The sequence below is a fragment of the Ralstonia sp. 22111 genome (assembly GCF_052045895.1).
Lineage (GTDB): Bacteria > Pseudomonadota > Gammaproteobacteria > Burkholderiales > Burkholderiaceae > Ralstonia > Ralstonia wenshanensis.
Genome location: NZ_JBQEPR010000004.1, coordinates 174,870 through 185,719 on the forward strand (window position 1 = coordinate 174,870; position 10,850 = coordinate 185,719).

Below are 10,850 nucleotides of genomic sequence, written 5' to 3' on the forward strand. Positions count from 1 at the left end.
CGGCTGATCACCCTGACGGGGCTCTCACCGAGCCCCGTTTTTTATTCCGCGCATTTCGCGGACCCGAATCACCCGAATTTTTTCGCTCGCCTTCCCATGTCACTGGATCTGGATCAAGTCGTCGTCGATGCCCAAAACGCGTTTGCCTCTGTGGAGGACAACGCCTCGCTGGAAAACGAGAAAGCACGCTTTCTCGGTAAGTCTGGCGTGCTGACCGACTTGCTCAAAGGCTTGGGCAAGCTCGATCCGGAGACGCGCAAGTCCGAAGGCGCGCGCATCAACCAGGCCAAGAGCCGCGTTGAAGAGGCGCTGACCGCCCGCCGCCAGGCGCTGGCCGATGCGCTGATGAACGCCCGTCTGGCCGCCGAGGCGATCGACGTGACGCTGCCCGGCCGCGATGTGGCCGAGGGCAGCCTGCACCCGGTGATGAACACCTGGGAGCGCGTCGCCAAGATCTTCGGCTCGATCGGTTTCGATGTGGCTGACGGCCCCGAAATCGAATCGGACTGGATGAACTTCACTGCGTTGAACAACCCGGACAACCATCCGGCGCGCTCGATGCAGGACACCTTCTACATCGATGGCCGCGACAGCGAAGACAAGCTCTTGCTGCTGCGCACGCACACCAGCCCGATGCAGGTGCGTTACGCCCGCATGCACGTTGAGAAATACAAGCACCTCGACCGCATTCCGCCCATCAAGGTCATCGCGCCGGGCCGCACGTACCGCGTCGACAGCGACGCTACGCACTCGCCGATGTTCCATCAGGTCGAAGGCCTCTGGATTGCCGACAACATCAGCTTCGCAGACCTGAAGGGCGTCTATGCCGACTTCCTGCGCAACTTCTTCGAGCGGGACGACATCCAGGTGCGTTTCCGCCCGTCGTATTTCCCGTTCACCGAACCGTCGGCCGAGATCGACATGGCGTTCGGCAACGGCAAATGGCTGGAGATTTCCGGTTCCGGCCAGGTGCACCCGACCGTGGTGCGCAACATGGGCCTGGACCCTGAGCGCTACATCGGCTTTGCGTTCGGCTCCGGCCTGGAGCGCCTGACGATGCTGCGCTATGGCATCAACGACCTGCGCCTGTTCTTCGAGGGCGATGTGCGTTTCCTGCGCCAGTTCGCGTAAGCGCCGAGCGCTCGCACTGGTACCTCGTCGCCCCGTTAATCGAATTTCTTTTCTGTCGCGCCATGCAATTTCCGGAATCCTGGCTTCGCAGTTTCGTCAATCCGTCGATCACCACGGATGAGCTCTCCCATCGCCTGACGATGGCGGGTCTCGAGGTGGAAGAGGTCGACCCCGTTGCTCCGCCGTTCTCGCAGATCGTTGTCGGCCGTGTGGTCGAGGTGAACAAACACCCGGATGCCGATCGCCTGAACGTCTGCAAGGTCGATGCGGGTACGGGCGAGCTGCTGCAGATCGTCTGCGGCGCGCCGAACGTGTCGGTGGGCATCAAGGTGCCGTGCGCGATGGTCGGTGCCGAGCTGCCGCCTGGCGAAGATGGCAAGCCGTTCAAGATCAAGATCGGCAAGCTGCGCGGCGTGGAGAGCTACGGCATGCTGTGTTCGGCGCGCGAGCTGAAGCTGTCGGAAGATCACGGCGGTCTGCTGATCCTGCCGGAAGACACACCGGTCGGCGAAGACATCCGCAAGGTGCTGGATCTGGATGACCAGATCTTCATCATCAAACTCACACCCAACAAGGCGGATTGCCTGTCGATCCATGGGGTGGCGCGCGAAGTGTCCGCGCTGACGGGCGCCCCCATCACTGTGCCGTCGATGGCGCCCGTGGCGGTGACGCTCGCTGACAAGCTGCCGGTCAAGGTGGAAGCACCGGACCTGTGCGGTCGCTTTTCGGGTCGCATCATTCGCGGCGTGAACGCGCACGCGAAGACGCCGGCCTGGATGGTCTCGCGCATCGAGCGCGCGGGCATGCGCAGCGTGTCGGCGTTGGTTGATATTTCGAACTACGTGATGCTGGAGCTAGGCCGTCCGTCGCACGTGTTCGACCTGGACAAGATCCACGGCGGCCTGACGGTGCGCTGGGGCAAGGCTGGCGAACAACTGAAACTGCTCAACGGCGACACCATCACCGTCGACGAAAAGGTCGGCGTGATCTCGGACGAGCAGGCCATCGAAAGCCTTGCCGGCATCATGGGCGGCGACAAGACGGCCGTCACGCTCGATACCCAGAACATCTATGTCGAAGCCGCATTCTGGTGGCCGGAAGCCATCCAAGGCCGTGCGCGCCGCTACAACTTCTCGACCGATGCCGGCCATCGCTTCGAGCGCGGCGTTGACTATGCGACCACCGTTGAACACATCGAACGCATCAGTGCGCTGATCCTCGAAATCTGCGGCGGCCAGGCTGGCCCGATCGACGATCAAATCGTCAATCTGCCCAAGCGCGAGCCGGTGCGCATGCGCGTCGCACGTGCTGCACGTGTGCTCGGTATTCCGCTGTCGCACGACGTTGTGGCAGACGTGTTCGAGCGCCTCGGCCTCACGTTCAGCGTGGACGGCGATGTGTTCATCGTCGAGCCGCCGTCGTATCGCTTCGACCTGGAGATCGAGGAAGACCTGATCGAAGAGGTCGCCCGCATCTACGGCTTCGAGCAGATTCCCGCCAAGCCGCCAGTGGCCGAGAGCGCGATGCGCCCGACCGACGAGGCGCGCCGCACCATGCACGACGTGCGTCATGCTGTGGCCGCGCGCGATTACCACGAGGTCGTCAACTTCGCCTTTGTCGAAGGCGAGTGGGAGGCCGACTTTGCCGGCAACACCAACCCGATTCCGCTGCTGAACCCGATTGCCAGCCAGTACTCGGTGATGCGCAGCACGCTTATCGGCGGCTTGCTCGACAAGGTCCGCTACAACGTGAACCGCAAGGCTTCGCGCGTGCGCATGTTCGAGGTGGGGCGCGTGTTCCACCGCGATGCGAGTGTCGCCGACGGTGGCCTGTCGATCGCAGGCTACGCACAACCGATGATGGCGGGCGGCATTGCGTATGGTCCGTCCAAGGAAGAGCAGTGGGGCGTGCAGGCACGTCCGGTTGATTTCTTCGATGTGAAGGGCGATGTCGAGTCTCTGCTGTGGCCGCTGCAGGCGCGCTTTGAGCGGGCCGAACATCCTGCGCTGCATCCAGGCCGCTCGGCGCGCATAGTGCTGAATGGCCGTGCCGTCGGCTGGATTGGTGAGCTGCATCCGCGTTGGCTGCAGAAGTACGATTTGGCGACCGCGCCGGTGGTGTGGGAAGTCGAGCTCGATGCCATTACCGCAGTAGGCCTGCCGAAGTATCGTGAAGTGCCGCGCGTGCCGGCCGTGACGCGCGACATCGCGCTGGTCGTGCGCCAGGATGTGGCGGTGCAGGACCTGGTCGACACGTTCGAGAAGGCGGCTGTCGGCACCCCATGGCAGCGTTATCTGCAGGGCGTTGTGCTGTTCGATGAGTTCCGTCCGAAGGCCGCCACCGCTGCCATTGGGGCGCAGGAGAAAAGCCTTGCCTTCAGAATTACGTTGCAAGATACTGACAGCACCCTTCAGGACGACATTGTCGAGGCCGCCACACAGCAATTGATTCGAGCGGCCGGCGATGCATTCGGCGCGCGCCTGCGCGCCTGACGTCTCAGACGTCCGCACTGCGCTAGAGACCGCTCGAACGAACCTCCGCATTCGGATCGAATACGCTAAGCGAATCCTATGAACGATCAACACGCGCCAGCGTTGGCGGCATCCTTGGGCGACTCGCTCGGTTCTTCTTCGGCAGCATTGGCCGACGCACGTGATGCGCGCGGTCAGGACGTGCCGACGCTTACCAAAGCCGAGCTTGCCGAGATGCTGTTCGAGCAGGTCGGCTTGAACAAGCGTGAGTCGAAGGACATGGTCGAGGCGTTTTTCGACGTGATTCGCGAGGCGCTCGAACAGGGCGACAGTGTCAAGCTGTCCGGCTTCGGTAACTTCCAGTTGCGCGACAAGCCGCAGCGTCCGGGGCGAAATCCAAAGACAGGGGAGATCATCCCCATCACCGCGCGTCGCGTCGTGACGTTCCACGCCAGTCAGAAGCTCAAGGCGCTCGTTGAAGAGCGCGTCGAGCCGCTGCCTGTCGACATCGCGTAATTCTGCTGCGTGATCTCGTTTAGCCGTCTGTTCAATCCGTTTCTCTCGCCAGCCCTGTAGTTCAGCCCTGTATGGCCGCCGATAAACACACGGAGCGGGTCAACCTGCCGCCGATTCCTGCCAAACGCTACTTCACCATTGGGGAAGTGAGCGACCTGTGCGCCGTCAAGCCGCACGTGCTGCGCTATTGGGAGCAGGAGTTCACACAGCTCAAGCCCGTCAAGCGACGCGGCAATCGGCGTTACTACCAGCATCATGAAGTGCTGCTGATCCGGCGTATTCGCGAGTTGCTGTACGAGCAGGGTTTCACGATCAATGGCGCGCGGAACAGGCTGGACGAGTTGCGGCATGGCGTGGCTGCCGCGTCGCCGGTCGAGGCCGATGAGCAGGAAATGGAAGCCGCGGCGCCGATCTCCGCCGCTGCGAGTGGTTCGGTTGATGTTCAGAGCTTGCGGCGTGAGCTGTCGGCCGTGTTGGAAGTGCTGCGTACCGACCAGCCATAAGCCGATATTGCAGACAAGAAGCGCGCAGATAGAAACGAAAAAGCCCGCGTAACGTGATCCGTTACGCGGGCTTTTGTTTTGGTCGGGGCGAGAGGATTTGAACCTCCGACCACCTGCACCCCATGTAGGTAGGCAATCAGTCACAAAGCCGCGCCAGTCAACGGTTCTTGGGAAAACTGTCCAATATCGTGCTTAATTCTTAAGCACGTAGCCACGCGGCTTTCCGGCACGTCGGATGGGTCATATTGGACAGAATTTCAGGCCGCCGGCAGCGTAAGACGGACGTTTGAAACCGGCACGTCGCGTTGCTTGATGTAGCCCTCGGTCGTCGCTCGATCGGTGTGCGCGCCTGCGATCTGCAGTTCGTCGATGTCGTACCCGGCGCGCTTGGCGTCGGTCAGTGCCTGGGCGCGGATGTCTTTGATCGTGTAGCCGGTGTCTGTCAGGCCGGCGCGGGCTTTGGCATCGTTCCATGCATCGCGGCAGGCGCCCGCCGTCCTCGGCTTGCCGTTTTTGTCTCGCACCACATAATCGCCGCCGATGGGCTCGATTTTCTTGGCCCGCTTCAGCACTTCCTCAATCTCGGGCGTGAGGGGCCAGTCTACGGCCTCGCCGCTGCTGTCTTCTGTCTTGCTAGGCACGAAGCGGATCAGCTTTCGCTTGGCATCGATGTCTGCCCAGCGGAGGTTGCGGATCTCGGTTGAGCGCTGGCACGTCAGGTAACAGAGGTCGACGAACACTTGCATCATCGGGCCGGTCGGCGTCTTCTTACCGTCGGCGGCCACGGTGAGCGCTTCGCGGATGGCGACGAAGTGCTCTGGCCGGATGTAGACCTTGCGCACCTTCGGTTTTTTCACCTTGATCTCCCGCACTGGGTTGATCTCGATGTGTTTCTTGCGCACCGCCCAGGAAAAGAACGACTGTAGCCACGCCTTCATGGCCCTCTGCGTGCTTAGCTTGTCGCCCCAGTTGCTGGTCAGAAATTCTTCGCACGCCTCGACGTCCACCAGCTCGATGTCGAAGTTGGCAAAGGCCGTGCGTACCACCTCGCCGCGGCGTTCCCACTCGGCCCGATACGATGCCGCGTAGCCGGCCACGTGTTGGTCCATGTAGATGCGCACGAGGCGCGGCATGGTGCGCTCGCCAACGTCGATCGACACCTTGCGCTTCTCTTCTGCCAGGCGCTCGTACATGCGCGTCTCGCCCTCGTCGATCCGGCAGAGCTTGATCCATTTCTGATCGTTCGGCCGGACCCAATGGAAGCTGCCGTTGCGCTTGTAGACGCGGCTCGGTAGCCCGTCGGGCTTGGTGCGGCGGCGTGCGTTCATGCTGCCCTGCTAACGCGCACGAGTTTGGGCCGTGCCACCGCATGCGCGTCATGCGTTGGTGTAACGCCACCGGCGCGCCGGGCCTGCATGATCTCGTAGGCTCCCCACGTCAGGGTCAGGCTGCCGTCGGCGCTCTGCACGGGCCTCACACCGAAGTTCATCAAGAACCAGCGCACACGCGCTGCGTTCTGCTTCAGTTTGGTCACTCGGTATAGGTCGGCTTCGGTCATCAATCGTTGGTTCATGATGTGCTCCGTGTGCGGCCGGGGCGTTTCGATGATTCGTGCTGCTGCGTTGGTCATTTGTTGCCGGTGTTACGATGTTCCAAATAGCGGGAGGTGTAGATGGCGTACTACGGCATTACCCACGCGCGTATTGACGACGCAACGGGGCGTGCAACCCATGTTCGCTATGCGCTGATCAACCCACAGACGAACTCGTGGGGATCTCCATTTGCAGATGTAGACATCGACCAGATCATCATGCTTCTTATGAGCGGTGATCATGTCTACGCGCTCCACACCATCCAAGGGCTCAGAGTGCCCGGCCCGAAAGTGGGTGTCGTTGTTGGCGACAGCGGCTATGAGTGGATCGAGGTCGAGGCGCCTGAAAAGCACGAAGGGCGGTTGCTTCGCGATCTGCCTGCTATGTAGGTTCTTCTTCAGTAACCTCGTCAGTGCCGCTTGGCCCGTTGAAGTCATTGACCTACCCGGATAGAGGCGGCGAGCAGTTGTTCACGTGCATTCAATAAAGCCCGGTAGGTGCGAGGGCCGTGGCATCCATGCTCGATGCACCATGTCAGCTCGGCCAGCGCTTCAGGCTCGCCCGTCTTCGGCGCGGCCTGCTCCTCAACCATTTTGTTGACCTCAACAGAATGGTCGGTAACAACCGGCTCGGCGGTCGGGGTGGGGCTGCGTGCAAGCGCGGACGCGATCTGCAGCAGTGCCGTCCGATACCGTCCCATCGTTTGGAACGTGGCGGCAAAGCCATCATCTGCGATCAGTGCGCGCAGCTTTGCGAGCTCCGTCGACCCGGCCGGGGGATTGAGCGTGCCTTCCTTCGGGCTTTCCGTGGCCGACATCACAACGCTCCCCGCTTCGGCCGAACAGCGCCGTTGATCTTCTGCATACCCATCCGGCGCCCACCACGGCGCGCGGCCTGCATGACTTCCTGACACGAGCGGTGCGTTTTGACGGCGCCGTCGAGATCTCGTGCGCAGGGGATGCTGATGCTCTCCCACACGACAACGCCGTCGACGCGCAGGGTGTAGCTGCAATGCAGCGAGCCGGGCACGGGGCGGCGTTGCACGTCGTGCTTGCCGATGCGGAGGGTGGCGGGGGTACGGTTCACTATGCGATGCATGGTTGGTCTCCGTTGCGGCTGGTCAGTCGTCGAAGTCGCCTGCAGCCAGTTTCTTGAGGTCGACCCACACGCGGCGGGTCGTGCGAATGCGCGGGTGGGTGCGGGCGTGCGCGGATGCCTCGATGGCGGTGCGGACGGGGCCCGCGGCCAGGGCCTGCGCGTCGGTGCAGATGAGGCGCAGCTTGTTGCGCTCGGCGAGCACGGCCGCGTCTGCGATGGGGCGTGGAGGCATGTCAGCCCCCGAGCACCATTGCGGCTTCGGGCGCGATGGCGCCGGCGAGGCCGAACAGCAGCACGACCAGCGCCAGGCCCAGAGCAGGGCGCTCCGTTAGTGGGCCGTGCGCAAGGCGGGCGACGCGGGAGTTGAAGGGCTGCGTCATGCCGCCTCCACTGTCGGTGCAGCAGCAACCCGTTGCTCGGCCTGTTCAAGTGCGCCTGCGTTCAAGCAAGACAACGTGAGCTTGAGGCGGCCTTTCTTGAACGTGGGGCTAGGATATTGGCCCGTGCCTCGTTCTACGACCTTCCAGCCCGCGCGCAGCAACTCGCTTGCGAGTCGTATCTCGTGGCTGGAAAGAAGGCCGGAATACCTCAGTGTCGAGGTCGAGAAATCGCGGGAGATGCTCTCGCCGAAGAGGCGACAACCGCTGCGTTCAATGGCTGCCCGTTCGCCTTGCCGCCTGCGCTTGCCGATCGCTGGTGGCCGCACATCGAGGCCACGTGCAAGCGCTTCGGCATCTCCACGCCCGCGCAGCAAGCGGCGTTTATCGCGCAGATCGGGCACGAGTCCGCAGGCTTCACGCGCGTCACGGAATCCTTCAACTACGCCGTGGCTGCGCTGCCTGCGATGTTCTCGCGCGTCACGCCGGCACTGGCCGCCACGCTCGGCCGCCAGCCGGGCGAGCGCGTGGTGCCCCTCGAGCGGCAGCAGCGCATCGCCAACATCGCTTACGCCAACCGCTACGGCAATGGTGATGCTGCCAGCGGCGACGGCTGGCGATACCGGGGCCGCGGGCTCAAGCAAATCACCTTCCGGGCCAACTACCGCGAGTGCGGCCATGCGCTGGATCTTGACCTCGTTGCGCGGCCCGAGCTGCTCGAGCGGGACGAGTACGCCGCGCTCTCCGCCGGTTGGTACTGGTGGGCGTTCGGCCTCGGCAAGTTGGCCGATGCAGGCAAGTTCGACGAGATCACGCGCCGCATCAACGGCCCCGCCATGGAAGGCGCGGAGCCGCGCCGCGCGCGCTGGGCAGTCGCCAAACAAGCATTGGGAGCATAGATGGCACAGCCAACAGGTTGGGGCGCGCTGCTGCGCGTGTTGGACACGATTCTGCCCAGTGCGGCTGGTGCGCTGGTGTCCCTGCGGTTCCTGCCCGGCACGCCCGTGCAGCGTGTGGCTTCGCTGCTGCTGGGCGTGGTGTGCGCGCATTACCTCGGCAACGGCGTGATTGGCTTGTGGCAGGTGCCGGCGGGGCTCGTGTCGGATGCCGTCAAGTTCATCGCCGGCGTGTTCGGGCTGACCATCGTCGGCTACGCATACGGCGAGCTTCCGGCACTGCGGCGCCTGGCGCACGACTGGCTGCAGCAGGCAGCCCAACGCTGGACGGGAGGCCGCAAGGAATGACGCTCACCCAAAACGACATGCTCACCGCCATCGACATCGTGGCGCTCGTGGCCATCTGCGCGGGCGCGGCGTGGTCTGCGCTCACGCAGGCCATTCCGCACGGGCTGCGCGGCGCGCTGCTCCTGTGCGCCGTCGCCCTGTGCGCGCTCGGCAGCGCCGCCGCCTCGCTCCACGCCCATCGCGACATCGCCACCGTGCAACTGCATTGCGTGCTGGCGGTGGCGGGGCTGTGGGTTACGTACATCATCCGACAAGGCAACGCCAATGAACTTCGCAATCGTCCGGCTCCTGGCAGTGGCAGCGGTGGCTGCAGCAGCCGCGTGGGGCTGGCAAGCCAACCGCTACGACAAGACCATCGCGCAGATGCAACGCGACCACGCCATCGAGCGCCAGACCGCCATCGATACCGTGGTGACCGCGCTGCAGGCTGCCGTCGACAAACACCGGGAGCTTACCGGCCAGCTCGACGCGCTCGACCGTACCCATTTCTCGGAGATGCAACGTGCCACCGCTGAAAACACGCGCCTGCAGCGCGCTCTTGCTGCTGGCACTGTACGGATGTCAGTGCGCGCCCGTTGCCAGCCCGACGCCCGTGCCGGCGCAAGTGAAGATCAGCCCGGCCCCGGCCTGGGCGATGGAGCCGCCGGCCGATGTGAGCTATCTGGAGAGGATGCGGCGCATCTTGTCGATCTCTTCGCCGGGGCAGAGCGGGATGCGGAGAAACTGAGATACTTGCAGGCGCGCGAGCGTGCGCTAGAGGGGGCGGGTGTTTGTGTTCAGCCCTGAGGGGGTCAACCGCTCGGGCGAGCGTGAACGTCCGCTATCGGCCAGAGGCAGACGTTCCCAATCAGGTGCACCTTCAACTTCGACAGTTGGCAACATGAACAACGAGAAGACTCGCCTATCCGCGACGGATTGTTTTAACGTACTAAAGCTCTTCCCTCGTCTGCCGGGCGACTACATCCTGTACATGAGCAACGTGGGATATGGAGGCACCGAGAACGGCCGCATGATATACAGCGCCCCGGTCTCGCCCACCGAAATCTACGGGCGCGAATTGGAGCGCACGGGCCTAGTCATACTTGGCGACGATTTTTCCGGATACTGCTTTGCTTATGACCTTGTGGGGCAGCGGTACGGCGAAGTCAGCCCGGATGGAGAATGGCAACCTTGGGCGCCGGAGGCTGGAATCGTCGATTACACCTCGGGCTTATAAAACGCTCTTCGCAGTCCGGAACGGAGGCTCGTGGATTGACATTCAGCCGTATTGGGGAGTTTGGGTATGCGAGTAGTAGGTGTTTTCCGCGAGCTAACGGGCCAGAAGGCGAGCTTCTTGCCATCCATTTACGAGGTGAAGAACAAGCTGCTGCCGCAGGACGCAACGCAACTCGTTGCGTATCTGCGCAAAGGCGTGCCGGTGTTTGACGTCATGGAAGCGACCCGTGATGCATTCGACCCGACGAAGTTCGTAAATGGTGGGCCAAGCTTGTTGTCGGATGGCACATGGGTATGGCGCGAAGACCTGGCCTACTACGTGGAGTGTTACAGGGTGGACGTCTGCAGTGAGTTCATCGAGCACGCAAGGAGAGCGACTGCTGAAAAGCTCGATGAGGCAGCCATTACTGCGCGCTGTGAGGAGGCCCTTGCCGCATATGAGCGGTTTGAGAGTTCGGGAGAGTGATGTGCCCAAGCAGCGGGGCGGTACGCCTCGCCGCAATGTTTGGCAACTTCAACTTCCCTCTTATTGCTAGCGACTGTTCTCGGCCAATACCGGTTATCGCAAATGGCCCTCACCGCCGCCAACCCGGCCAGCGGTGCGAGCCCATCCCACCCCCTACACCCCCGCCTCAATCAAATCCGAAATCTGCACCGACGCCCGCGCAAAGTCAGTCAGCGCGCGGGCGCGCTTGTGCCGATA

The 10,850-nt window shown here is 63.0% G+C and carries 16 protein-coding genes; 10 read left to right on the forward strand and 6 right to left on the reverse strand.

The features are described from left to right. The first annotated feature begins 102 nt into the window (after positions 1-102). The 4 genes from pheS (at position 103) to ACTJK4_RS12540 (ending at position 4,621) form a co-directional block, all read left to right on the forward strand. Complete coding sequence (pheS, locus tag ACTJK4_RS12525) at positions 103-1,131, forward strand: phenylalanine--tRNA ligase subunit alpha (RefSeq protein WP_024975504.1); 1,029 nt, start codon at positions 103-105, stop codon at positions 1,129-1,131. A gap of 62 nt (positions 1,132-1,193) precedes the next feature. Continuing rightward, positions 1,194-3,623 (forward strand): phenylalanine--tRNA ligase subunit beta, encoded by a 2,430-nt coding sequence (gene pheT, locus ACTJK4_RS12530; protein ID WP_440818038.1) that lies wholly within the window; start codon positions 1,194-1,196, stop codon positions 3,621-3,623. Between the two features lie 78 nt (positions 3,624-3,701). Then, the gene (locus ACTJK4_RS12535; RefSeq protein WP_232042965.1) at positions 3,702-4,118 is read left to right on the forward strand and encodes an integration host factor subunit alpha; all 417 of its coding nucleotides are present in this window, start codon (positions 3,702-3,704) and stop codon (positions 4,116-4,118) included. Between the two features lie 71 nt (positions 4,119-4,189). After that, the gene (locus ACTJK4_RS12540) at positions 4,190-4,621 is read left to right on the forward strand and encodes a MerR family transcriptional regulator (protein ID WP_316871480.1); all 432 of its coding nucleotides are present in this window, start codon (positions 4,190-4,192) and stop codon (positions 4,619-4,621) included. A gap of 257 nt (positions 4,622-4,878) precedes the next feature. Here ACTJK4_RS12540 and ACTJK4_RS12545 read toward each other — a convergent pair whose 3' ends face one another. Beyond that, positions 4,879-5,949 carry a tyrosine-type recombinase/integrase gene (locus ACTJK4_RS12545; RefSeq protein ID WP_440818039.1) on the reverse strand — a complete coding sequence of 357 codons (1,071 nt, stop codon included), beginning with the start codon at positions 5,947-5,949 and terminating at the stop codon, positions 4,879-4,881. Then, positions 5,946-6,194 carry a hypothetical protein gene (locus ACTJK4_RS12550; RefSeq protein WP_440818040.1) on the reverse strand — a complete coding sequence of 83 codons (249 nt, stop codon included), beginning with the start codon at positions 6,192-6,194 and terminating at the stop codon, positions 5,946-5,948. Before ACTJK4_RS12550 ends, ACTJK4_RS12545 begins: the two co-directional genes overlap by 4 nt. 99 nt (positions 6,195-6,293) lie before the next feature. Between ACTJK4_RS12550 and ACTJK4_RS12555 the strand changes: the two genes are divergently transcribed. Then, the gene (locus ACTJK4_RS12555) at positions 6,294-6,602 is read left to right on the forward strand and encodes a hypothetical protein (RefSeq protein ID WP_440818041.1); all 309 of its coding nucleotides are present in this window, start codon (positions 6,294-6,296) and stop codon (positions 6,600-6,602) included. 44 nt (positions 6,603-6,646) lie between these two features. Here ACTJK4_RS12555 and ACTJK4_RS12560 read toward each other — a convergent pair whose 3' ends face one another. From ACTJK4_RS12560 to ACTJK4_RS12575, 4 genes are read right to left on the reverse strand one after another with little or no spacing between them, the layout of a single operon-like run. Beyond that, positions 6,647-7,030, reverse strand: coding sequence for a hypothetical protein (locus ACTJK4_RS12560; RefSeq protein ID WP_440818042.1), 384 nt, complete (start codon positions 7,028-7,030; stop codon positions 6,647-6,649). Continuing rightward, positions 7,030-7,311 carry a hypothetical protein gene (locus ACTJK4_RS12565; RefSeq protein ID WP_102065065.1) on the reverse strand — a complete coding sequence of 94 codons (282 nt, stop codon included), beginning with the start codon at positions 7,309-7,311 and terminating at the stop codon, positions 7,030-7,032. The genes ACTJK4_RS12560 and ACTJK4_RS12565 overlap by 1 nt, the downstream gene beginning before the upstream one ends. A gap of 22 nt (positions 7,312-7,333) precedes the next feature. Further along, positions 7,334-7,543, reverse strand: coding sequence for a hypothetical protein (locus ACTJK4_RS12570; RefSeq protein WP_045203160.1), 210 nt, complete (start codon positions 7,541-7,543; stop codon positions 7,334-7,336). 1 nt (position 7,544) lies between these two features. After that, entirely contained in the window at positions 7,545-7,691 is a 147-nt protein-coding gene (locus tag ACTJK4_RS12575; RefSeq protein WP_260803389.1) for a hypothetical protein, read from the reverse strand. 290 nt (positions 7,692-7,981) lie between these two features. Here ACTJK4_RS12575 and ACTJK4_RS12580 point away from each other — a divergent pair, with 290 nt between their 5' ends. From ACTJK4_RS12580 to ACTJK4_RS12600, 5 genes are all read left to right on the forward strand, one after another. Beyond that, positions 7,982-8,587: a glycoside hydrolase family 19 protein gene (locus tag ACTJK4_RS12580; RefSeq protein ID WP_440818043.1), complete on the forward strand. Its 606-nt coding sequence runs from the start codon at positions 7,982-7,984 to the stop codon at positions 8,585-8,587. Beyond that, positions 8,588-8,932: a hypothetical protein gene (locus tag ACTJK4_RS12585; RefSeq protein ID WP_440818044.1), complete on the forward strand. Its 345-nt coding sequence runs from the start codon at positions 8,588-8,590 to the stop codon at positions 8,930-8,932. A 264-nt stretch (positions 8,933-9,196) separates the two neighbouring features. Beyond that, complete coding sequence (locus ACTJK4_RS12590; protein WP_440818045.1) at positions 9,197-9,718, forward strand: lysis system i-spanin subunit Rz; 522 nt, start codon at positions 9,197-9,199, stop codon at positions 9,716-9,718. Between the two features lie 94 nt (positions 9,719-9,812). Continuing rightward, positions 9,813-10,148, forward strand: a complete 336-nt coding sequence (locus tag ACTJK4_RS12595) for a hypothetical protein (protein WP_440818046.1) — start codon at positions 9,813-9,815, stop codon at positions 10,146-10,148. A gap of 117 nt (positions 10,149-10,265) precedes the next feature. After that, positions 10,266-10,613 (forward strand): hypothetical protein, encoded by a 348-nt coding sequence (locus ACTJK4_RS12600; RefSeq protein ID WP_440818047.1) that lies wholly within the window; start codon positions 10,266-10,268, stop codon positions 10,611-10,613. Positions 10,614-10,850: the final 237 nt, after the last annotated feature.

Excerpts from the sequence above, each read along its gene's own strand:
- ACTJK4_RS12575 (WP_260803389.1), bottom strand. The coding sequence starts at position 7,691 with ATGACGCAGCCCTTCAACTCCCGCGTCGCCCGCCTTGCGCACGGCCCA.
- ACTJK4_RS12535 (WP_232042965.1), top strand. The coding sequence starts at position 3,702 with ATGAACGATCAACACGCGCCAGCGTTGGCGGCATCCTTGGGCGACTCG.
- ACTJK4_RS12560 (WP_440818042.1), bottom strand. The coding sequence starts at position 7,030 with ATGTCGGCCACGGAAAGCCCGAAGGAAGGCACGCTCAATCCCCCGGCC.
- pheT (WP_440818038.1), top strand. The coding sequence starts at position 1,194 with ATGCAATTTCCGGAATCCTGGCTTCGCAGTTTCGTCAATCCGTCGATC.
- ACTJK4_RS12565 (WP_102065065.1), bottom strand. The coding sequence starts at position 7,311 with ATGCATCGCATAGTGAACCGTACCCCCGCCACCCTCCGCATCGGCAAG.
- ACTJK4_RS12540 (WP_316871480.1), top strand. The coding sequence starts at position 4,190 with ATGGCCGCCGATAAACACACGGAGCGGGTCAACCTGCCGCCGATTCCT.
- ACTJK4_RS12570 (WP_045203160.1), bottom strand. The coding sequence starts at position 7,543 with ATGCCTCCACGCCCCATCGCAGACGCGGCCGTGCTCGCCGAGCGCAAC.
- ACTJK4_RS12595 (WP_440818046.1), top strand. The coding sequence starts at position 9,813 with ATGAACAACGAGAAGACTCGCCTATCCGCGACGGATTGTTTTAACGTA.
- ACTJK4_RS12550 (WP_440818040.1), bottom strand. The coding sequence starts at position 6,194 with ATGAACCAACGATTGATGACCGAAGCCGACCTATACCGAGTGACCAAA.
- ACTJK4_RS12545 (WP_440818039.1), bottom strand. The coding sequence starts at position 5,949 with ATGAACGCACGCCGCCGCACCAAGCCCGACGGGCTACCGAGCCGCGTC.
- ACTJK4_RS12555 (WP_440818041.1), top strand. The coding sequence starts at position 6,294 with ATGGCGTACTACGGCATTACCCACGCGCGTATTGACGACGCAACGGGG.
- ACTJK4_RS12590 (WP_440818045.1), top strand. The coding sequence starts at position 9,197 with ATGAACTTCGCAATCGTCCGGCTCCTGGCAGTGGCAGCGGTGGCTGCA.
- ACTJK4_RS12585 (WP_440818044.1), top strand. The coding sequence starts at position 8,588 with ATGGCACAGCCAACAGGTTGGGGCGCGCTGCTGCGCGTGTTGGACACG.